The sequence below is a fragment of the Novosphingobium kaempferiae genome, assembly GCF_021227995.1.
Lineage (GTDB): Bacteria > Pseudomonadota > Alphaproteobacteria > Sphingomonadales > Sphingomonadaceae > Novosphingobium > Novosphingobium kaempferiae.
Genome location: NZ_CP089301.1, coordinates 1,938,727 through 1,959,039, shown reverse-complemented (window position 1 = coordinate 1,959,039; position 20,313 = coordinate 1,938,727). Strand labels below are relative to the sequence as shown.

15 protein-coding genes are annotated in these 20,313 nt (G+C 65.6%); 9 read left to right on the top strand and 6 right to left on the bottom strand.

Annotated features, from left to right (window positions below; all coding sequences use genetic code 11):
- The first annotated feature begins 97 nt into the window (after window positions 1-97).
- Window positions 98-2,923: a PAS domain-containing protein gene (locus LO787_RS08970; RefSeq protein WP_232495498.1), complete on the top strand. Its 2,826-nt coding sequence runs from the start codon at window positions 98-100 to the stop codon at window positions 2,921-2,923.
- 301 nt (window positions 2,924-3,224) lie between these two features.
- Here LO787_RS08970 and LO787_RS08965 read toward each other — a convergent pair whose 3' ends face one another.
- The 4 genes from LO787_RS08965 to LO787_RS08950 form a co-directional block, all read right to left on the bottom strand.
- Window positions 3,225-4,511, bottom strand: a complete 1,287-nt coding sequence (locus LO787_RS08965) for a tyrosine-type recombinase/integrase (protein WP_232495497.1) — start codon at window positions 4,509-4,511, stop codon at window positions 3,225-3,227.
- A 146-nt stretch (window positions 4,512-4,657) separates the two neighbouring features.
- A complete protein-coding gene (locus LO787_RS08960) occupies window positions 4,658-5,707 on the bottom strand; it encodes a mechanosensitive ion channel family protein (protein ID WP_232495496.1) in 1,050 nt (349 codons plus the stop codon).
- Window positions 5,692-6,912: a cystathionine beta-lyase gene (gene metC / locus LO787_RS08955; protein ID WP_232495495.1), complete on the bottom strand. Its 1,221-nt coding sequence runs from the start codon at window positions 6,910-6,912 to the stop codon at window positions 5,692-5,694. The genes LO787_RS08960 and metC overlap by 16 nt, the downstream gene beginning before the upstream one ends.
- A 66-nt stretch (window positions 6,913-6,978) precedes the next feature.
- A complete protein-coding gene (locus LO787_RS08950; protein WP_232495494.1) occupies window positions 6,979-8,199 on the bottom strand; it encodes a hypothetical protein in 1,221 nt (406 codons plus the stop codon).
- A 132-nt stretch (window positions 8,200-8,331) separates the two neighbouring features.
- Here LO787_RS08950 and queF point away from each other — a divergent pair, with 132 nt between their 5' ends.
- The gene (gene queF / locus LO787_RS08945; protein WP_232495493.1) at window positions 8,332-8,799 is read left to right on the top strand and encodes a preQ(1) synthase; all 468 of its coding nucleotides are present in this window, start codon (window positions 8,332-8,334) and stop codon (window positions 8,797-8,799) included.
- A gap of 105 nt (window positions 8,800-8,904) precedes the next feature.
- On the opposite strand, the gene LO787_RS08940 is transcribed toward queF, so the two are convergent.
- Complete coding sequence (locus LO787_RS08940; RefSeq protein ID WP_232495492.1) at window positions 8,905-9,177, bottom strand: hypothetical protein; 273 nt, start codon at window positions 9,175-9,177, stop codon at window positions 8,905-8,907.
- Between the two features lie 130 nt (window positions 9,178-9,307).
- On the opposite strand from LO787_RS08940, the gene LO787_RS08935 reads away from it, so the two are divergent.
- From LO787_RS08935 to LO787_RS08925, 3 genes are all read left to right on the top strand, one after another.
- On the top strand, window positions 9,308-10,867 hold the full coding sequence (locus tag LO787_RS08935; RefSeq protein WP_232495491.1) for a carbon-nitrogen hydrolase family protein: 1,560 nt from the start codon (window positions 9,308-9,310) through the stop codon (window positions 10,865-10,867).
- A 408-nt stretch (window positions 10,868-11,275) separates the two neighbouring features.
- Window positions 11,276-11,989, top strand: coding sequence for a GntR family transcriptional regulator (locus tag LO787_RS08930; RefSeq protein WP_232495490.1), 714 nt, complete (start codon window positions 11,276-11,278; stop codon window positions 11,987-11,989).
- Between the two features lie 97 nt (window positions 11,990-12,086).
- Window positions 12,087-12,506, top strand: coding sequence for a GlcG/HbpS family heme-binding protein (locus tag LO787_RS08925; RefSeq protein WP_232495489.1), 420 nt, complete (start codon window positions 12,087-12,089; stop codon window positions 12,504-12,506).
- A gap of 135 nt (window positions 12,507-12,641) precedes the next feature.
- Here the strand turns inward: LO787_RS08925 and LO787_RS08920 are convergent, their stop codons facing one another.
- A complete protein-coding gene (locus tag LO787_RS08920) occupies window positions 12,642-13,565 on the bottom strand; it encodes an SMP-30/gluconolactonase/LRE family protein (RefSeq protein WP_232495488.1) in 924 nt (307 codons plus the stop codon).
- Between the two features lie 170 nt (window positions 13,566-13,735).
- Between LO787_RS08920 and LO787_RS08915 the strand changes: the two genes are divergently transcribed.
- The 4 genes from LO787_RS08915 (at window position 13,736) to glgB (ending at window position 20,278) form a co-directional block, all read left to right on the top strand.
- Window positions 13,736-14,680 carry a hydroxyacid dehydrogenase gene (locus LO787_RS08915; RefSeq protein ID WP_232495487.1) on the top strand — a complete coding sequence of 315 codons (945 nt, stop codon included), beginning with the start codon at window positions 13,736-13,738 and terminating at the stop codon, window positions 14,678-14,680.
- Window positions 14,677-15,405, top strand: coding sequence for a 4-carboxy-4-hydroxy-2-oxoadipate aldolase/oxaloacetate decarboxylase (locus LO787_RS08910; RefSeq protein WP_232495486.1), 729 nt, complete (start codon window positions 14,677-14,679; stop codon window positions 15,403-15,405). Before LO787_RS08915 ends, LO787_RS08910 begins: the two co-directional genes overlap by 4 nt.
- Before the next feature lie 257 nt (window positions 15,406-15,662).
- Window positions 15,663-18,107 (top strand): glycogen/starch/alpha-glucan phosphorylase, encoded by a 2,445-nt coding sequence (locus LO787_RS08905; protein ID WP_232495485.1) that lies wholly within the window; start codon window positions 15,663-15,665, stop codon window positions 18,105-18,107.
- Window positions 18,104-20,278 (top strand): 1,4-alpha-glucan branching protein GlgB, encoded by a 2,175-nt coding sequence (glgB, locus tag LO787_RS08900; protein WP_232495484.1) that lies wholly within the window; start codon window positions 18,104-18,106, stop codon window positions 20,276-20,278. The genes LO787_RS08905 and glgB overlap by 4 nt, the downstream gene beginning before the upstream one ends.
- The last annotated feature ends 35 nt before the right edge of the window (window positions 20,279-20,313 follow it).

The following is a 20,313-nucleotide window of genomic DNA, read 5'->3' as shown; positions in this document are numbered from 1 at the left end:
AACATTCCGCTTCCAAATCGATGGCCCGCGCCCAGCTTCAACTGGATCGCGCCTTGCCTCGCAGATATAGAGTCACCGGCATCAGGAGCTTAAGGCATTGGACTCAACCGGAACCGAGGCGAAGACTATCGACGACCTGCAGGCTGTCGTCGCGCGCTCGCGTCTGGACGCAGACCGCCTCAAGCTCGCACTCGCGGCCGGCGCTATCGTCGGGACCTGGTTCTGGGATGTGCCCGCCGACCGTTTCACGGTCGATGAGCCTTTTGCCGAGGCGTTCGGTCTCGACCCCGCCCTGGGGCGCGAAGGTCTTAGCCTTGGTGAGATTATCGGCACCGTCCATCCCGAAGACCGCGCCGGCCTCATCGCCGCCATTGATGAGGCGCTCGCGAGGGGAGGTCGCTACGCCCATCAGTACCGCGTCTGCCGCACCGATGGCCAGTATCACTGGATCGAGGCCAACGGACACGTCGTCCATGATGAAGGCGGCAGGCCGACAAGCTTTCCCGGCGTGATTATCGACATCGGAGAACGACGCCGGATCGAGGCTGAACGCGACAGCGCGCGGGCGCTGCTGACCAATTTCGTCGATGCCATGCCCGGCGTCGTCTACGCCAAAGATCGCGATGGCCGGCTGATGATCGGCAACCATGGTACGAGCGAACTCATCGGCAAGGCACCCGAGGATTTTATCGGCCGCACGGACCTGGAGGTGCTGGAGGACAAACAGCAGGCCGCCATGGTGATGGCGACCGATCAGCGGATCATGGCCAGCGGCCGTTCTGAACAGGTCGAGGAGGATGTGAATTTTCCCGACGGCCGGCGTGCCATCTGGCTGTCGACCAAATCACCGCTGAGGGATGCCGGTGGTGCGGTGGTGGGCCTTGTCGGAACCTCGCTCGATATCACCGAACGAAAGGCCATTGAAGCCAGCCACCGCGAGATCGAGGAACGCTACCGGCTCGCCATCGGTGCTACGAGCGACGTGATCTGGGATTGGCGCCTCGCCGATGGGCACGTCGTCTGGAACGAGGCACTGGCGACGCGCTTCGGCCATGCGATGGAGCAGACAAGCGCACAATGGTGGCTCGACCGCATCCACCCCGACGACCGCGCGCGGATCGAGGCCAGCATTCATGCCGTCATCGATCATGGCGGAACCAGCTGGACCGACGAGTATCGCTTCCAGCGCGCTGACCGCAGCTACGCATTTGTGCTCGATCGCGGCGCCGTGCTGCGCAAAGACGATGGCGCTCCCGTTCGCATGATCGGCGCGATGCTCGATCAGACCGAGCGCAAGGCAGCAGAGGCCGCGCTCGCGGAAAGTGAAGAGCGGCTGCGTCTCGCGACCGAAGCCTCCGATGTCGGCCTCTGGGACGTCGACATCGTAGAAGACGTGTTGATCTGGCCGGCCCGCACCAAGGGCATGTTTGGCATTTCGCCCGATGTGCCGGTATCGATGCGCGACTTCTACGCGGGACTGCATCCTGACGATCTTGCCGCGACCAGCGCGGCATTCGCGGCGGCCGCCGATCCCGAAAAGCGCGCGCTCTACGATGTGGAATATCGAACCGTCGGCAAGGAGGATGGGATTATCCGCTGGGTCGCGGCCAAGGGCCGCGGCGTGTTCGAGGAGGATCGCTGCATCCGCGTGGTCGGCGTTGCGATCGACGTCACGACGCGCAAGGCTGATGAGGCGCAGCTCCTCGAACTTAACGAACGGCTTGAACTGCGCGTCGCCGAGGAGGTCGCCGAGCGGACAAGAGCCGAGGATGCGCTGCGCCAGAGCCAGAAGATGGAAGCGGTCGGTCAACTCACCGGCGGTATCGCGCACGACTTCAACAATATGCTTGCCGTCATCGTCGGGTCGCTGGATCTGCTGACCCGAAGAATGGGAGATGCCGATCCCAGGGCCCGGCGCTATGTGGACGCAGCGATGGATGGCGCGCGGCGCGCGGCTCAACTCACCCAGCGCCTCCTGGCTTTTTCGCGCCAGCAGCCCCTCAAGCCCGAGGCGTTAGACGCGAACAAGCTGGTTGCCGGCATCTCCGATCTGCTGCGCCATACGCTTTCCGATATTCAGCCCGAGACCGTGCTGGCTGGCGGGCTTTGGCGGACTTTCGCCGATCCCAACCAACTCGAGAATGTCATCCTGAACCTCGCCGTCAATGCGCGAGATGCCATGGCCGATGGCGGGAAGCTGACGATCGAAACCGCCAATTGCCATCTCGACGCTCGCTACGCGGCCGGCCATCTCGGCGTGCCGGCCGGGCAGTATGTAATGATCGCTGTGAGCGACACCGGCAGCGGCATGCCCGAGGAGGTCATTGCCAAGGCGTTCGACCCCTTCTTCACCACCAAGGAGGTTGGGCGCGGCACGGGCCTTGGCCTCAGCCAGGTCTATGGGTTCGTCAAACAGTCGGGCGGACATGTGAAGATCTATTCCGAGGTCGGCCAGGGGACTACGGTGAAGGTATATCTGCCCCGTCTCATGGGCGCAGTCGAAGAAGTAGAGAGCGCCCAGACGGATGACGCGCTGCCGATAGGCGAGAGCCAGGAAGTGATCCTCGTTGTCGAGGATGAGCCGGGTGTGCGCCAGTTCTCGGTCGATGCTCTGAGTGAGCTTGGCTATCGCGTGCTCGAGGCTGATGGAGCAGCGGCGGCGCTCAAGCTGATCGATACCCATCCCGAAATCGCGCTGATGTTCACCGATGTTGTCATGCCCGAGATCAATGGCCGTAAGCTTGCAGACGAGGCACGCCAGCGGCGCCCCGACCTCAAGGTTCTCTTCACCACCGGCTATACCCGCAACGCCGTCGTCCATAACGGTGTGCTCGATCCTGGCGTGCATCTGATTGGCAAGCCCTTCACGGTCGAGGAACTGGCGACGGCTGTGCGTATCGTGATCGAAGAAGACACCGAATAGGCTTCTTGGGCGCGTGCCTGCTCGATCGCTGTTTTGCCCTACGATCGTCGATTGCGAGGAAGCCAATATTCATAGGGCGTCGCAGGCGTGGCGTGAGTTGGTCAGGAGCCGACGGCGCGTGAATGCCGGCTGTCCACAAGGCGCGGCTGCGGACCGGTCGTTCGTCTATCGGCCCATTGCCGGCTGTTAGGCTGTTACCCATCGCCAAAATGAGGAATAGAACCTGTCTACCCCTTCATCACGCGAGTAGGTGGCTTGAATAGCGACAACTATCGTAATTCATGATCGCGCCGAGTTCCGTTCAGTATCGGTCGAAAGCCTCGGCACCGACAATTCGACGGACTTCGTTTTCCCAAACGCGTAAGACGCGACGCTTTTCCTTGAGATACTCGTGCTTATTGTAGACGCCCCGCACGCCGGCTATTTTATGCGCAAGAACGCGCTCGATGTGATCCGCCGCAAGTACGGTGTCCTCCTCATCGTCGAGTATTCCGCTGGCTAAAGTCGAAAACGTCCTGCGAAGGTCATGGGCAGTCCAACGTTCGAACCTTCGGCCTGCCGCCGCCGCCTTGGCAGCCATCGTAGCATTCAGGAAATTTAGCGCGTTGCATAGGTCGTAGACCGTATAAGCGGCCTCGTCGAAGTGAGCCCTGAGAGATGGGAAGACCACATTATAATTGTGGCTGGAAATACGGTTCGAAATCAGACTCCATGCTTTATCGCCGAATGGCGTGATGTGAGCGAGTTTACCTTTCATCCGTTCCGCAGGCAGATCCATCCATTCGCGCGAAAGATCCAGCTCCTCCCGAACGACATCACGCAATTCGTCACGGCGTTGGCCGGTCAGCAGAAGGGTCAGGAAAAAAGCGCGGGACGTTGCATCCAACTCGCCGGCGGCATCCCAGAGCCAGCGCACTTCCATCTCGTTTAGATAGCGGTCCCGCTTTGCGGATTTGTCGGCCCGAAGCCTTCTTGCGGGAGAGTTCGTCAGGCCCGTCTTCGCTTCGGCTTCCTCAGCCCAGGTAAAGAACCGCTTGATGTATCGTACCGTGTTGTTGAATGCCGCAACCTTACCCATGTCGCGAAGTGGGGCAACGAGATCGGCCAATTCCAGGTAGGTCACCTCCGTGAGAAGTTTAGGGCCAATCGTCGCAGCGAAAATACGCCTCCACACGTGGCCTTTGTCCGCTATGGTAGCCGCTGCGTTCTCGCCCTTGATCGATGCCATGTAGATGTCCCAAGCCTCCTGGCAGGACATAATTTTGCGCGGCGCCTCGACGGGCAGTTGTTGAGTATCAATTCCATTACCGAACTCGACGTAAACGTCGACACCTTTGGCTAGCTTGCCATTGATCTCATCGGCCCAGGCGCGGGCCTTAGCTAACGTCACTCCCAGGCCGCCCTCGTATCGACCACCCGCAATCTTTCGCGGTGTCCCTCTCACTCGACCTTGCCACTGCCAGGTGCCACCGCGCGCACCGACGATGAATGTCAGCCCCTTGGTCACATCTACCAATCGGGCGTTCGCCCGTGCAGCATCAGCAGACTTGATCTGCAACGCTGTTAATGGCGCTCGGGGCTTCGCCATCGTCTTACATCCTTCAAGTCAGCAGCTCAGTATCCTGATCAGGTGTATCCTAAACGTATCCTAATTGTGATTTAACCCCCAAAACCCCCAAATCTGGATACACGACGTGGTCATCGAAGAAGCCGTCATCAGATCTAAAATCGGGATCAGTGCGGGTGCTCATCGTCCTTCCGCCCGCGCAATGCCTCGATCACTTCGCGCATCGTCTCGGTGTCGCGCAGGTTGAGGTCGCGCTGGGGGTAGGGCACCTTGATGCCGTGCTCGCGCATCAGCTTCCACAGGGTCTTGAGGACATCGGATCTAACGTTTCCAATGCCTTCCTCGGGATCGGTGATCCACACATGGATGACGAAGCTGACGCCATTTTCGGCGAAGCTGTCGAGCCAGACGGTCGGCGGCGGGGCGACGAGGACACGCTTCACCGACCTCGCGGCCTCGAGCATCAGCTGCTCGGCCAGCTCGATGTCGGAGGCGTAGGGGACTACCACCGGCACCTGGATACGCACGTTGCGGCTTGAGTAGGACCAGTTCTCGACCTGATTGATCATCAGGTTCTCGTTCGGGATCAGGTATTCCTTCTGGTCTCGCGTGGTGAGCGAGACGGCGCGGATGCCGATGCGGCGGATCTGGCCGAAGGTGTACTGGCCGCCCTGGTCGGTGATGGCGATCACGTCGCCGGGCTTGATGGACTTGTCCATCAGCAGAATGATGCCCGCGATCAGGTTGCCGAAGGTCTTCTGGAGGCCGAAGCCGATGGCGAGGCCGAACGCGCCGGAGAACACCGTGAGCGCCGTCAGGTCGATGCCCAGCACATCGATGCCGACGAGGATGGCGACGGTCCAGATGAACAGGCTGACCATCTTCTCGGTCAGCAGCCGCTGCGTCATGTCGAGGCGGGTGGCGCGGGCGAGCACGCGGCTCGACAGGCGGCTCGCGCCCCAGGCGATGGTGATGACGAGCGCGAGGACACCCACCACCACCGTCAGATCCCAGAGCGAGAAGCGGGAGCCGCCGACCTGTATCGCCAGCGTGTCGAGCGTGTCGACGACGTTGCCGACGACATCGCTGCGGGCCGAGACGATCGTTTTGATGCCCTCGGCGCCGGCCACCGGCTCGCCGCGCTCGATCACCACCGCGGTCGCCGTGGCCGTGGGGCTCGGCGACGCGGTGGCGAGGGCGGTCACTGGCCCCGCCATGCCGCCAGTGCCTGTTCGATGTCGGCGATGAGGTCGGTCGCGGATTCAAGGCCGACGGACAGGCGAACGCCGTGGCGGTCGCCGTCCTGCGAGGGGGCGGGGGGCCAACTCATGCGGCTGCGATAGCCGGAAGGCTCGATGGGGATGGCGAGGCTTTCGAAGCCGCCCCACGAATAGCCGATGCCGAACAGCGTCAGCGCGTCGATGAAGCGGTTGCGCGCGGCCGCGTCGCCCCCCTTGAACACGAAGCTGAACAGGCCGCAGCCGCCGGTGAAGTCCCGCTTCCACAAGTCGTGCCCCGGCGCGCCGGGCAGCATCGGGCAGAGCACTTGCGCGATTTCCGGACGCCCGGAGAGCCATTTGGCGATCTCCAGCGCGCTTTCGGCCTCGCGGGCGAGGCGCAGGTGGAGCGTGCGCAGGCCGCGCAGGGCGAGCGCCGCGTCGTCCGGCGAGACGATGTTGCCGAGCTGCTGCGCGCGTGCGCGCAGCCGGGCGTGGAGTTCCGGCCCGGCGCTGGCGCTGCCGAGCATGAGGTCGGAATGACCGCCGACGTGCTTGGTCAGCGCCATCAGCACGATGTCGATGCCACGCGGCAGTCCCGCGAAGCCGAGCGGGCTGGCCCAGGTGTTGTCGAGCACGGACACCGCGCCCTTTTCGCGCGCGATGCGGGCGAGGGCGGGCACGTCGCAGACTTCCATCGAGAGGCTGCCCGGCGCCTCGATCAGCACCGCGCGGGTCCGCTCGCAGAAGGCGGCTTCGTAGTCATCGATCTCGAGGGGGTCGAAGAAGCGCGTTTCGATGCCGAAGTCGGTCAGCAGGCCCTTGCCCATCGCGCGGGTGGGGTCATAGGCGTTGTCGGTGATGAGCAGGACGTCGCCCGGCTTCAGCACGGTCAGGAAGACCCCGGCGATGGCGGCGACGCCCGAGGGGTAGAGCACGGTGCCTGCCGCGCCCGGCTCCAGCGCGGTCAGCGCGTCGGCCAGCGCCCACTGCGTCGGTGCGCCACGACGGCCGTAGAAGAAGCGCCCATCCTCGTTGGTGCGGGGGCCTGCGAAGAGGGCGGCGGTGCTCTCGTAAAGGTGCGTGCTGGCGCGCCAGACCGGCGGGTTGACCACCGGCCCGGTCCATTCGCTCCGCCGTCCGGCACCGACGATTAGTGTTGCAGCCTCAAGATCTTCGAGGCGCTTGCTGGTATCCAAGGTCATCTCCGCTTGCTGGTGCGCGGACACTAGGCATTCGGGAGGCCTCGGGAAAGGCCTTGCGGCAAGCCGTCAGCCGACCGCCTGCTGCAACCGGGCGGATTGCACCGGGTAGGCGCGCGCCGCCTCCACCTCGCGGGCGGCAAGGGTACGATGCTCGCCCGGGCCGACATCGAGGCGCAGCGGGGTGAGCGCAGCGCTTCCGGCGGTGCCGACGGTGTAGACGCGGCGGACCGCCGGGCTGGCGACGCTCGACACGAGGCACAGGCGCACCAGCGGCACGAACAGCGAGGCGCTGTTCTGGCGCACGGGTGTGATGGCGTTCAGCGGCAGCAGGATTTCGCCCGAAATCGTGGCGCTCTCCCCGGCGGCCAGCGCGGGCACCGGCTTGAGCGGCGTCAGGTTCTCGATGGCGGGGGCGAGTTGCTCCTCGGGCGGGATCGATCCGTGCGCGCCGATCATGTCGCCGAGCAGGTGGCCCGCTTCCATCGGCGCCGTGGCGGTGACGGTCAGGCGGTACTGCAGCGTGGCGTAGACCAGCGAGAGGCGCAGGCCGACCGGCTCGAACGCGAGTTCCGGCCCGGTGGGCGAGGGTGCGCTTGCGACCGGGGCGGGTTGGGGCACGGGCGCAGGCGGGGGAGGCGGCGGCGCGAAGCTCGGCTGCGGCACCGGTGCGGCGACGGGGGCGGCTTCCTCGGCCTCCCATTCGACCTGATCGGGGCGGGAACGGCGGCGCGTGAGGGCGACGACGCCCCCGATGGCGGCCACCAGAGCCATCGGCGCGGCCCACCACCATGTCGGCCAGGCGGTATCGGTGGATGCGGGTTCGAGAATGGGTGCGGCTGACGGGGCTGGCGTCGGTACAGGCGCGGCCGCCTCGGGCACGGGCGATGCGCTTGGCGAGGGGGCGGTTTGGACGGGCGTGCTCGCCGTGGGTTCCGGCGTGGGCGTCGCCGTCGCGCGCGGAGTGACCGGGGCGGTACTCGGCGCTGCGGTCGGGGTGGCGCGCGGCGTCGGGCGGGGTGAGGGCGTCGCAGTCGCGCTCGGGACCGGCATGGGCCGGACGGTCGGCGGCGGAGGGGCTATCGTCGGCACCGGCTCCGGCGCGGACGTGCTGGGGCGCACGACGGGGTTCTGCGCGTCCACCGGTCCCTGCGCGCGCTGGCCGGTCGGCGTCGCGCTGGGGTCCGGCAGGCTCCACGTATTGGCGGACTGCGCCGCCGCCGGAGCGGTTGCGGACAGGATGAGCGCGGTCGTGCCCGCGCCTGCGAAGATGGAAAGCTTGCCCCTCATGGTCCCTTCGGCTTTCGCCCGATGCGTTGTGAATGGCTCGTTAATGCCTCCAGCGCGCAGCACAAGCCCGCGACAGGCCGTTGCATGGCAGCGCTCTTGCGCGGACGGGTCAATGGAGGCATGGCCGAAGGCATGAACGACACTTCCAAGCCCGCGACTCCGCTGCATCTCGGCCAGCAGAGCGCACTACCCGCATCGCCCGAGCAGGCGGTCCTCGACTACGTACCCAACCCGCGCACCGGCTCGCTCTATCTTGTTCGCTTCGCCGCGCCGGAGTTCACCTCGCTGTGCCCGGTCACCGGACAGCCCGACTTCGCGCATCTCGTCATCGACTATGCGCCGGGCGAGACGATCGTCGAATCGAAGAGCCTCAAGCTGTTCCTCGGCTCTTTCCGCAACCACAACGGCTTCCACGAGGACGTGACGGTCGGCATCGGCCAGCGCCTGTTCGACGAGATGAAGCCCCGCTGGCTGCGCATCGGCGGCTACTGGTATCCGCGCGGCGGCATTCCCATCGACGTGTTCTGGCAGTCCGATGCGCCGCCCGCAGGCCTGTGGGTGCCCGATCAGGGCGTGCCGGGCTACCGCGGCCGGGGCTGAGTACGCTTCGTCATTGCGAGCGCAGCGAAGCAATCCAGCGATGTGGGCCGACCTTGGATTGCTTCGCTGCGCTCGCAATGACGAGGTTTGGTTGAAGAGACTTGCCTAGTAACCCGCCGAGGCGAAGCGTGCGCCGTTGACGCGGGTCAGGTCTATCGTGCCCTTGCCGATGGAGGCCATCTGGCGGCTCGACAGGCACTGCGCATAGACGGTCGGAGCCTCGGCCTTGCGCGCGGCTTCGGTGTCCAGCGCATCGTCGAGGCGGGCATCGCACTGGGTCCGGTCGCTGTAAGTCTGGACCGGAGTGTCGAGGCGCTGGCAGGCCGTACCGTCGTCCGAACAGGCGAACAGGGCGAGGGCGAAGAGAGTAGCGCTCATGTGATGTCTCCTTCCATGGAGAACAACGGCGCCGCGCCCGCTTGTATCCCGGCTTAATGAGAAAAACCGAGTCCGGTCAATATCATTACGGACTGGAACCATCGGGGCCGGAGCGCGTAATAGGCCCCTCATGGACCAGACCAAAGCCAAGCTCGTCATTCGCCAGGCCACCGTCGGCGACGCCCCCGCCATCGCCCGCCTTTCCGTCAAGGTCTACGGCAAGGCCGACGCCTTCACCCGGGCGGAAATTCGGGGTCAGGTCATCAACTTCCCCGAAGGCCAGTTCGTCGCCGAATACGAAGGCAGGGTCGTCGGCCACTGCGCGACGATGATCGTCACCTCCGACCTCGCGTTCAAGCCGCATACCTGGGAAGAGATCAGCAACGGCGGCTACGGGCGCCCGCCCGCGCCCGAGGGCGACGTGCTCTACGGGTTCGAGGTGGTGGTGGATCCGGACTACCGCCGCCTGCGCATCGGCCAGCGCCTCTATCGCAAGCGGCGCGAGGTCTGCCAGTATTTCGAGCTGAAGGGCATCGCCTTCGCAGGCCGCATGCCCGGCTACTTCCGCCGCAAGCGCACGTATCCCGATCCCGCAGACTACGTGCAGGCGGTGAAGGACAAGAAGATCCGCGATCAGGTCATCAACTTCCAGATGAACGAGGGCTACGAGCCGCGCGGCATCCTGCCGGACTATATCCCCACCGACCGCGAGAGCGGCGGCAACGCCGTGCTGATGTACTGGACCAACCCGCTCGCTCCGCGCGACACCGGCAAGGCGGTGCCCGGCCTCAAGGAGCGCGTCCCCTCCAGCGTGCGCGTCGCGACCGTCCAATTCCAGATGCGCAAGATCGAGACCATCGACGAGTTCGAGGCTCAGGTGGAATACTGGATCGACGTCGCGGCGGACTACGAGAGCGACTTCGTGGTGTTCCCCGAACTGTTCACGCTGGAACTGCTCTCCATCGAGGAAAGCAAGCTGGAGCCCGCCGCCGCGATCGAGAAGATCGCCGAATATACCGAGCGCTTCGTGGAATTCATGCAGCGCATGGCGGTCAGCTACAACATCAACATCATCGGCGGCTCGCACCCTACCCGCGTCAAGCTGGGCGGCGGCAAGAGCGAAATCCGCAACATCGCCTATACCTTCCTGCGCGACGGTGCGGTGCACGAGACGCAGAAGCTGCATCCCACGCCCTCCGAACGGCGCTGGTGGAACATCAAGGGCGGCTTCGGCGCCAACGTGATCCCCACCGATTGCGGCCCGATCGGGGTGATGATCTGCTACGACAGCGAGTTCCCCGAACTGGCGCGCCACCTCGTCAACCAGGGCGCGCTGATGCTGTTCGTGCCGTTCTGCACCGACGAGCGGCGCGGTTACCTGCGCGTGCGCTACTGCGCGCAGGCCCGCGCGGTGGAGAACCAGTGCTACGTCGTCACCTCCGGCGTAGTCGGCAACCTGCCCAACGTCGAGAACATGGACGTCCACTACGCCGAAAGCGCGATCCTGACGCCCAGCGACTTCCCCTTCGCCCGCGACGGCGTGGCGGCGGACACCGCGCCGAATACGGAGACGATCGCGATCTCCGACCTCAGCCTCGACGCCCTGCTTACCGCGCGCCAGTCCGGCGCGGTGCAAAACCTCAAGGACCGCCGGTTCGATCTCTATCGCGTGGAGTGGGCCCAGCACTGAGTGCGTCGTCCCGGCGAAGGCCGGGACCGCTGGCTGTCTTTAGGCGCGCCCTGCCGGCGGGGCTTCGACAAGCTCAGCCTGAGCGGGGTTTCAAGGTCTTCGTCATTGCGAGCGCAGCGAAGCAATCCAGCGGCATCGCGTAACGCCGGATTGCTTCGCTGCGCTCGCAATGACGAAAGGGGGGAGGGTGAAGGCAGGTTGTTTCCGCTCACCCTGAGCTTGTCGAAGGGTCAGGCGGAACCTGACGGCCTTCCGATATCCCCCGCGCCGACACTTCGCAGGCACCCGTAAAGGCCCGCCAGGCGCCTTTAGGTGCCCGTAGGTGCCGCTAGGTTCAGTTCAGTACCCCTTTGCGCGCCGTTCGGAACGGTCTATGCCTCTCGATCGTATCCAAAACAAAGCGACGCCATGACCAGAGACCTTACCGTACCCCAGGGCGTTGCCAGTCAGCGCGTCGCCGATATCCTCGCCGAGCGTATCCTATCGGGCGCACTGCCACCCGGCGCCCGCATCAAGCAGGACGAACTGGCGGACGAACTCGCCACCAGCCGCATTCCGGTGCGCGACGCGCTGCGCATCCTCGAGGCGCGCGGCCTCGTCACCATGCGGGCCAATGCGGGTGCGCGCGTCACCAGCCTGACCCGCCGCGACCTCGAGGTGTCCTACGAGATCCGCGAGCGGATCGAACCGCTGCTGCTGGCCGACAGCGTGCCGCACCTGACCGACGCCGACCTTGCCGACCTGCGCGCTGTCATGGAGCGGAATGAGCAAACGAGCGACATCGACGAGGCCATCGCGCTCGGGCGCGAGTTCCACTGGATCACCTACCGCCGCCACTCGACGCCGCTGCTGGCGCAGATCGTCGAGCGGGTGTGGGACACCACGCAGAGCTACCGCCGTGCCTACATGAAGCTGGCGATGGGTAACGCGGTGCCGGGCGCGAAAGGCGAGGGCGGGCGGACGCACGACCTTGAACATCAGCTCCTCTACGATGCCATCGCCAAGCGCGAGGTGGAGACGGCACAAGCGGCGCTGGTGATGCACATCCGGCGGACGCGGACTGGTCTCGTCCGCTATGGCCACCTGTTGAACGACGGGGCGATGCCTCTCGCTGCCGAGTGATGCGGCGTGGCAAGCGCTTGCGAAAGGCGGCGAGGGCGGGCTAGGAAGCCTCTGCCTTCCCCAAGGTTCGCCCATCGTTTCAGGAGAACCTGCGCAGATGATTACCCTCGACCAGTCCCGCACCCTCGTTGCCGCAACCCGCGCCAAGGGCCGGGAGATGGCGCTCAACCCGCTCACCGTCGTGGTGCTGGACGCGGGCGGGCATCTCGTCGCCATGGAGCGCGAGGACGGCTCGGGCTACGGTCGCCCGGATGTGGCGGCAGGCAAGGCCGCGGGCGCGCTGGCGATGGGCGTGTCGAGCCGCAAGCTGGGCGACATGGCGGCGGAACGCCCGCAGTTCATGGCCGCGCTCTCGGCCGCGTGGCACGGCAAGCTGATCCCGGCGGCGGGCGGCGTGCTGGTGCGCGATGCGGCGGGGGCGCTGCTGGGCGCGGTCGGCGTCAGCGGCGACCTGTCCGACAAGGACGAGGAAGCGGCCTTTGCAGGCATCGCTGCGGCAGGGCTGGTCGCAGGCTGACCTCGATTCCTCCCCGAGCTTGTCTCGGGGAGGTGGCAGCCCGAAGGGCTGACGGAGGGGGAATTGCGCGCCTTCTCCCCCTCCACCACCGCCTGCGGCGGCGGTCCCCCTCCCCGAGACAAGCTCGGGGAGGAACTAGATCCGGGCCTCGAAAATCTCCCGCCCGGGCACCGGCATCTCCACCTTGTAGACCGTGCCGGTGCTGGATTCGGTGAAGAACAGCCACTTGTTGTCCGGCCCGCCGTAGGCCGCATTGGTGGTGTAGCGGCCTTCGGGCACGTCGATCCGCAGCATCGGCTCGCCCCGGTCGGAGAACAGCCACACCGCCCCGAAGCCGACGTGGCAGACGACGAGGTTGTCGTTAGCGTCGATCGTCAGCCCGTCCGGCCCGGAGCCGCCGGAAAGCTGGATGTAGGTGCCGACCTTGGAGATCACCTCGCCGTTATTGACGAGCGGGCAGCGCCACACGGCATTGGCGCGGGTGACGGCGAGGTAGAGCGCGGTCTCCGCATTGTTGAGCACGAGGCCGTTGGGGCTGGGGATCCGGTCCAGCATGAGTTCCAGCCGTCCGGTCCCGGCGCGGACGCGGAACAGGCGGCCGTTGGGATTGTGCCAGCCCGACTGGCCCTGGTCGGTGAACCAGATGTCGCCGTTCCTCGCGATCGTCAGGTCGTTGCAGCCGAGGAAGGGCTCCAGGAGGTAGCGCTCGAACCACGGTTCCGACCTGCCGGTGGCGGGGTCGCAGATGACCATGCCCTTGTGGTGGTCCGCCACCAGCAGGCGGCCGTCGCTGAGGAACTTCATGCCGTTGGGCTGGCCGTCGTATTCGAAGCCGACCTCGCACGTCCCGTCGGGGCTGATGCGGAACAGGCGACCCCAGGGGATGTCCGTCACCCACAGGTTGCCCGCCGCGTCGAACACCGGCCCCTCCAGGAACACCGGCGCTGCGGCGCCGTGAAGCTGGACCTGCGCCCACTCGGTCGTCTCGCCGAAGCGGCGGAAGCGATCGGGGATGCGGCAGAACACTTCGGCCGTGACGGCGGGCGGGGCGGCGAACATCGCAGGCGTCCTCTCGATTGATCGCCCGGACGGCAAAGGCCCGGATCGGATACATGTTGTCTGCCCGAACGCTTATTACGCCTTGACCGCCCCGCAAAGAGCTTTCACCACCACACTCAGCAAATCCGCCTCGATGGTATACATCACGGGCAAAAAGGAGAGGAATCCCCGTGAGTTCCCGCGAACTCGTCTGCATAATCGATCCAATCCATCCTGTCGGGGTCGAAGGTATCGCCTCGGCGCATGACGTGATCGGGCTGGATGATCCGCGGGTGGCGGAAGCGAGCGTGATCGTGATCCGCACGAGCCCGCTCGGTCCCGAAATCTTTGGCGCGATGCCGCGCCTCAAGGCTATCGTGAAGCACGGCGCGGGGGTGGACAACATCGCCATTCCCGCTGCCACGGCGCAGGGCGTGATGGTCGCCAACACGCCGGGCGGCAACAACTCGACGGCGGTGGCGGAGGGCGCGGTTTCCCTGATGCTCGGCCTTTTGCGCCGCACGCGCGACATGGATTCGCTTGTTCGAGAAGGCCGCTGGGACGAGCGCTGGGGCATCCGGCTCGGCGATCTGACCGGCGCGCGGGTGGGCCTGATCGGGTTCGGCCGGATCGCCCGGCAGGTCGCGAAGATCTGCGCCCTCGGCTTTGGGTGCGAAGTTCTGGCCTATGATCCGGTGGTGCCGGACGCGGAGGTGCGTGCCGCCGGGGTGGAGCCAGCGGACCTCGCGGGCGTGCTTGGCTGCGATATCGTATCCATCCATACGCCGCTGACCGACACCACGCGCAACCTTATCGATACCGTGGAACTGGGCATGATGCGGCCGCACGCGCTGCTGGTGAACTGCTCGCGCGGGGGCATCGTCAACGAAGCCGCGCTGGCGGAAGCCTTGCGCGTCGGCCAGATCGCGGGCGCGGGCATCGACGTGTTCGAGGACGAACCGCCAGCCTCCGATCATCCGCTGTTCGGCCTCTCAAACTGCCTGCTCTCGCCCCACGTCGCGGGCGTCACCGAGGCCGGGATGAAGGACATGGCGCTTCACGTCGCCGCCGTGATCGACGCCATCAGCCGGGGCGAAGTGCCCGCAACCCTGCTCAATCCGGAGGTTCTGTCGTGACCGTTCCCGTCAAATCCGTGATCTACGCAAGGATCGATCGCCCCGACCCGGCGCTGCTGGAACGTGCCGCGAAGTTCGGCATCGCCGATCTCCATGAGGGATTGGGCGAGATCGCGGGTCGCATGTGCCTGATGAGCCCCGCCATGATCCCGATCGCTCCCGCCCAGAAAGTCTGCGGCCCAGCGGTGACGGCGTGGAACTTCCCGGGCGACAACCTCGCCATCCACGCCGCGCTTTACACGGCGCAGGCGGGCGATGTGCTGGTGCTGACCAACGGCGGCGGGCATCAGGGCGCGCTCTGGGGCGACGTGGCCTGCACGTTTGCGAAGAAGAAGGGGCTCGTCGGCACTGTCGTCCACGGCGCCACGCGCGATGTCGATGCGATCCGGGAACTGGGCTTTCCCGTATGGTCGACGGCGGTCTCCGTCGAGCATCCTAAAAAGCGCGGCCCGGCGGCGGTCAACGTGCCGCTGGTGGTCGATGGCGTGCTGGTGGAACCGGGAGACGTCATCGTCGGCGATTCGGACGGGGTGCTGGTGATCCCCAAGACGCTGCTGGAACTCGCCGTCACCAATGCCGAGGCCCGCGCCGCCAAGGAAGTCGAGTTCCGCCGCCGTATCGGCGAGGGCGAGGTGCTGTTCGATGTGCTCGGCATGAGGGCGCTGGTCGAGGAACTCGGCATCGAGATCAGGGACTGCACCTGGGAGGAGGACCGCCCGGGCTGACGGTTCGGGACGTTCCATGCAGGGAGGCCGGGGCCGTTCGCGCGGCTCCGGCTTTTTTTGTGGCCGTCAGGAATGAAACCGGCCCGGTGACGAATTTGATTGCCGCACTGCACAATCTATCTTGCCGCAACGCAGTCCTGTGCTAGCCATATCTCCCTAGGAAGGGGGAGGGGGAAATCGCCCCCGTCCTGGCATTAACCGGCCTGTCCCGTCGAGCTGAATCGGCGCGTCCGGGCGGCCTGCTAAGGAGTGCTCTCGTGGCCAGCGAACCCGTGTCCGACATCAAGCCCCCCCTTTCCGATTCCGGCGCCTCCGCGCAGATGGAGAAGGACATCCTGCGCGTCCTGCGCCGCCGCATCGGCAAGGACCAGCGCGCGGCCAAGCAGCATGACTGGTACGCGTCCTCGATCCTGACGCTGCGCGACAAGATCATCGATTCGTGGATCGAATCCACGCAGCGCACATACGAGGCGGGCGGCAAGCGCGTCTATTACCTCTCGATGGAGTTCCTGATCGGTCGCCTGCTGCGCGACGCGCTCTCGAACCTTGGCGTCACGCGCGACATGGAGAAGGCGCTGGCCACTTTCGGCCTCGATCTGGCGGAACTTGAGGAGCTTGAGCCCGACGCGGCGCTCGGCAACGGTGGCCTCGGCCGTCTGGCGGCGTGCTTCATGGAGAGCCTCGCGACGCTGGACATCCCGGCCTACGGCTACGGCATCCGCTACGTGAACGGCATGTTCCGCCAGCGCATCGACGATGGCTGGCAGGTCGAACTGCCCGAGACCTGGCTGGCGCACGGCAACCCGTGGGAGTTCGAGCGGCTCGAAAGCACCTACCGCATCGGCTTCGGTGGTGAGGTCGTCGCGCAGGGCGACGGCGTGATGTGGAACCCGGCCGAGGAAGTGGACGCGACTGCGGTCGATACCCCGGTGGTGGGCTGGCGCGGCAAGCGCGTGAACACGCTGCGCCTGTGGACCGCCAACCCGATCGATCCGCTCAAGCTCGATGCCTTCAACGCCGGCGACCACTTCGGCGCGCTGGCGGAGAAGGTGCGCGCCGAAAGCCTTGTGCGCGTGCTCTATCCGGCGGATTCCAGCCCGGCGGGGCAGGAACTGCGGCTGCGGCAGGAATACTTCTTCACCGCTGCCTCGATCCAGGACATCGTGCGGCGCCACGTCCAGTATGAGGGCGATATCCGCACCCTGCCGGAGAAGGCGGCGATCCAGTTGAACGACACGCACCCCTCGGTCGCGGTGGCCGAACTGATGCGCGTGCTGGTCGACCTCGAAGGGCTGGAGTTCAACGAGGCGTGGGAGGTGACGAAGAAGACTGTCTCCTACACCAACCACACCCTGCTGCCCGAGGCGCTGGAAACCTGGCCGCTGCCGCTGTTCGAACGCTTGCTGCCGCGTCACATGCAGATCATCTACGCGATCAACAGCCGCGTCCTGCGCGAAGCGCGCAAGGCGGGCCTGACCGACGGCCAGATCGCCGCGATCAGCCTCATCGACGAGAGCGGGGAGCGTCGGGTGCGCATGGCGAACCTCGCGTTCGTGGGCGCGCATTCGATCAACGGCGTGGCCGCGCTGCATACCGATCTGATGAAGGAGACGGTCTTCGCCGACCTTCATGCGCTCTACCCGGAGCGGATCAACAACAAGACCAACGGCGTCACCCCGCGCCGGTGGCTGCAGCAGTGCAACCCGGGGCTGACCAAGGTCATCAAGGACGCCATCGGGCCGGAGTTCCTCGACGATGCGGCCAAGCTGTCCGCCCTCAACGCGCTGGCCGACGATGCCGCGCTGGGTGAGCGCGTGGCCGAGGTCAAGCGATCGAACAAGGTCGCGCTGGCGGACTACATCAAGAAGACGATGGGCATCCGCCTCGATCCCGATGCGCTGTTCGACGTGCAGATCAAGCGTATCCACGAATACAAGCGCCAATTGCTCAATCTGATCGAGACGGTAGCGCTCTACGACCAGATCCGCAGCCATCCGGAGCGCGACTGGGTGCCGCGCGTGAAGATCTTCGGCGGCAAGGCGGCGCCGAGCTATCACAACGCCAAGCTCATCATCAAGCTGGCCAACGACATCGCCCGGCGCGTCAACTCCGATCCCTCGGTGGGCGGGCTGCTCAAGGTGGTCTACGTCCCGAACTACAATGTCAGCCTGGCCGAGCGGATCATCCCGGCGGCGGACCTTTCGGAACAGATCTCGACCGCAGGCATGGAAGCCTCGGGCACCGGCAACATGAAGTTCGCCCTCAACGGCGCGCTCACCATCGGCACGCTCGACGGCGCCAACGTCGAAATCAAGGAGCATGTGGGCGACGAGAACATCGTCATCTTCGGCCTCACCGCCGAGGAAGTCACCGCCAAGCGCGCCGAGGGCTACAACCCCCGCGCCATCATCGAGGAATCCCGCGAACTGAGCCAGGCGCTCTCCGCGATCTCCTCGGGCGTGTTCTCGCACGACGATCCGCACCGTTACGAGGGGCTCGTCAACGGCATCTACGAGCATGACTGGTTCATGTGCGCAGCCGATTTCGACGCTTACGCCGCCGCCCAACGCGACGTCGACGCGCGGTGGGAAAATAAAGCCGGCTGGCGCGCCTCCGCCATCCGGAACATCGCCAATGTCGGCTGGTTCTCCTCGGATCGGACCATCTCCGAATATGCCAAGGACATCTGGAAAGTTCTGTGAAGCCACCGCAAAGCGCTCTCGATTCTCTGCTTCAAGGCACTCACGCGGACCCGTTTTCGCTTCTTGGAACCCATGCCGGCCCTGACGGTACGCACCTCAGGGCCATTCTTCCCGGCGCCGACGAAGTCGAGGCGTTCAGCCTCGACGGGCACTGGCTCGGAACGCTCGAAAAGGTCGATGATCGCTACCTGTTCGAAGGGCGGCTGCGGATAAAGCCGCAGCCGATCCGCTACCGCTGCACGTCGCAGGAACACGACTGGCTGGTTACCGACCCGTATACCTTCGGCCCGGTGCTCGGCCCGGTGGACGACCTGCTGATCGCGCAGGGCACGCATATGCGCCTGTTCGACAAGCTCGGCGCGCACCTGATCGAGCATGAGGGCGCGCAGGGTGTCCACTTCGCCGTCTGGGCGCCCAATGCCCGGCAGGTCAGCGTCGTGGGCGACTTCAACGACTGGGACGCACGCCGCCACGTCATGCGCAGCCGCGCTGACATCGGCGTGTGGGAAATCTTCATCCCCGACATCGGCGACTATCGGGCCTACAAGTACCATATCGTCGGTGCGGACGGCGCGGTGCAGCCGCTCAAGGCCGACCCCTTCGCCTTCATGTCGGAAATCCGGCCTGACAACGCCTCCGTCACCGCCGTCCCCGCCAAGCTGGACTGGGGCGACGAGGCGCACCTCGATCACTGGGCTTCGGTCGATGCGCGCAAGGTGCCGGTCTCGATCTACGAGGTCCACGCCGGATCGTGGAAGCGGGACCGCTGGAACTGGTTCCTCGACTGGGACGCGCTGGCGGACGAACTGATCCCCTATGTGGTCGAGATGGGGTTCACCCATATCGAGTTCCTGCCGATCAGCGAACACCCCTACGATCCTTCGTGGGGCTACCAGACGACCGGGCTCTATGCCCCGTCATCGCGCTTCGGGGAGCCTGCGGGCTTCGCGCGCTTCGTCGACGGTGCGCACCGGGCGGGCATCGGCGTCCTGCTCGACTGGGTGCCAGCGCACTTCCCCAAGGACGAGCACGGCCTCGTCCGCTTCGATGGCACCGCGCTCTATGAACACGCCGACCCCCGAATGGGCCAGCAGCCGGACTGGGGCACGCTGATCTACAACTTCGGGCGGCGGGAGGTGCAGAGCTACCTCGTCAACAACGCGTTGTTCTGGGCTGAACGCTACCACGTAGACGGGCTGCGCGTGGATGCCGTCGCCTCGATGCTGTACCGCGATTACTCGCGCAAGGCGGGCGAGTGGATCCCCAACCAGGAAGGCGGGCGCGAGAACTGGGAGGCGGTGGAGTTCATGCGCCAGACCAACCGCGCGCTCTATGCGGCGCACCCCGGCTTCATGACCATAGCCGAGGAATCGACCGCATGGCCCGGCGTCACCCAGCCCGCCTACGAAGGTGACGGCAAGGGGCGCGAGACGGCGCTGGGCTTCGGGTTCAAGTGGAACATGGGCTTCATGCACGACACGCTGCGCTACATGGCGCGCGATCCGGTGCATCGGCGCTATCACCATGACGACCTGACCTTCGGCCTGATGTACGCCTTCTCGGAGAACTACGTCCTGCCGCTGAGCCATGACGAGGTGGTCCACGGCAAGGGTTCGCTGCTCGGCAAGATGAGCGGGGACGACTGGCAGAAGTTCGCCAACCTGCGTGCCTACTACGCGTTCATGTGGGGCTACCCCGGCAAGAAGCTGCTGTTCATGGGACAGGAGTTCGCCCAGCGCCGCGAATGGAGCGAGGATCGCGCGCTCGACTGGGAACTGCGAGATGCGCCTTCGCATGAGGGCGTGCGCAATCTGGTCAAGGATTTGAACCGCCTCTACCGCACTAAGCGGGCGCTTCATGCGGGCGACTGCGATGCCGGTGGCTTCGAGTGGCTGGTGGTCGACGACACGGAGAACTGCGTCTTCGCCTGGCTGCGGAAGGCGCCCGGCGCCGCTCCGGTGGCAGTGATCGCGAACATGACGCCCGCCATGCGCACGGGGTACGAGGTGCCGCTGCCGATCGACGGCAAGTGGAACGAGATCCTGAACAGCGATTCCGTGCATTATGGCGGCACCGGCAAGGGCAACCTTGGGCAGGTGAAGGTGTTGGACGGGCACGCGACCGTCACGCTGCCGCCGCTCGCCACGATCATGCTCGAATACGCCGGTTAGGACGAATTCTTTGACAACCCCATATCGTCATTGCG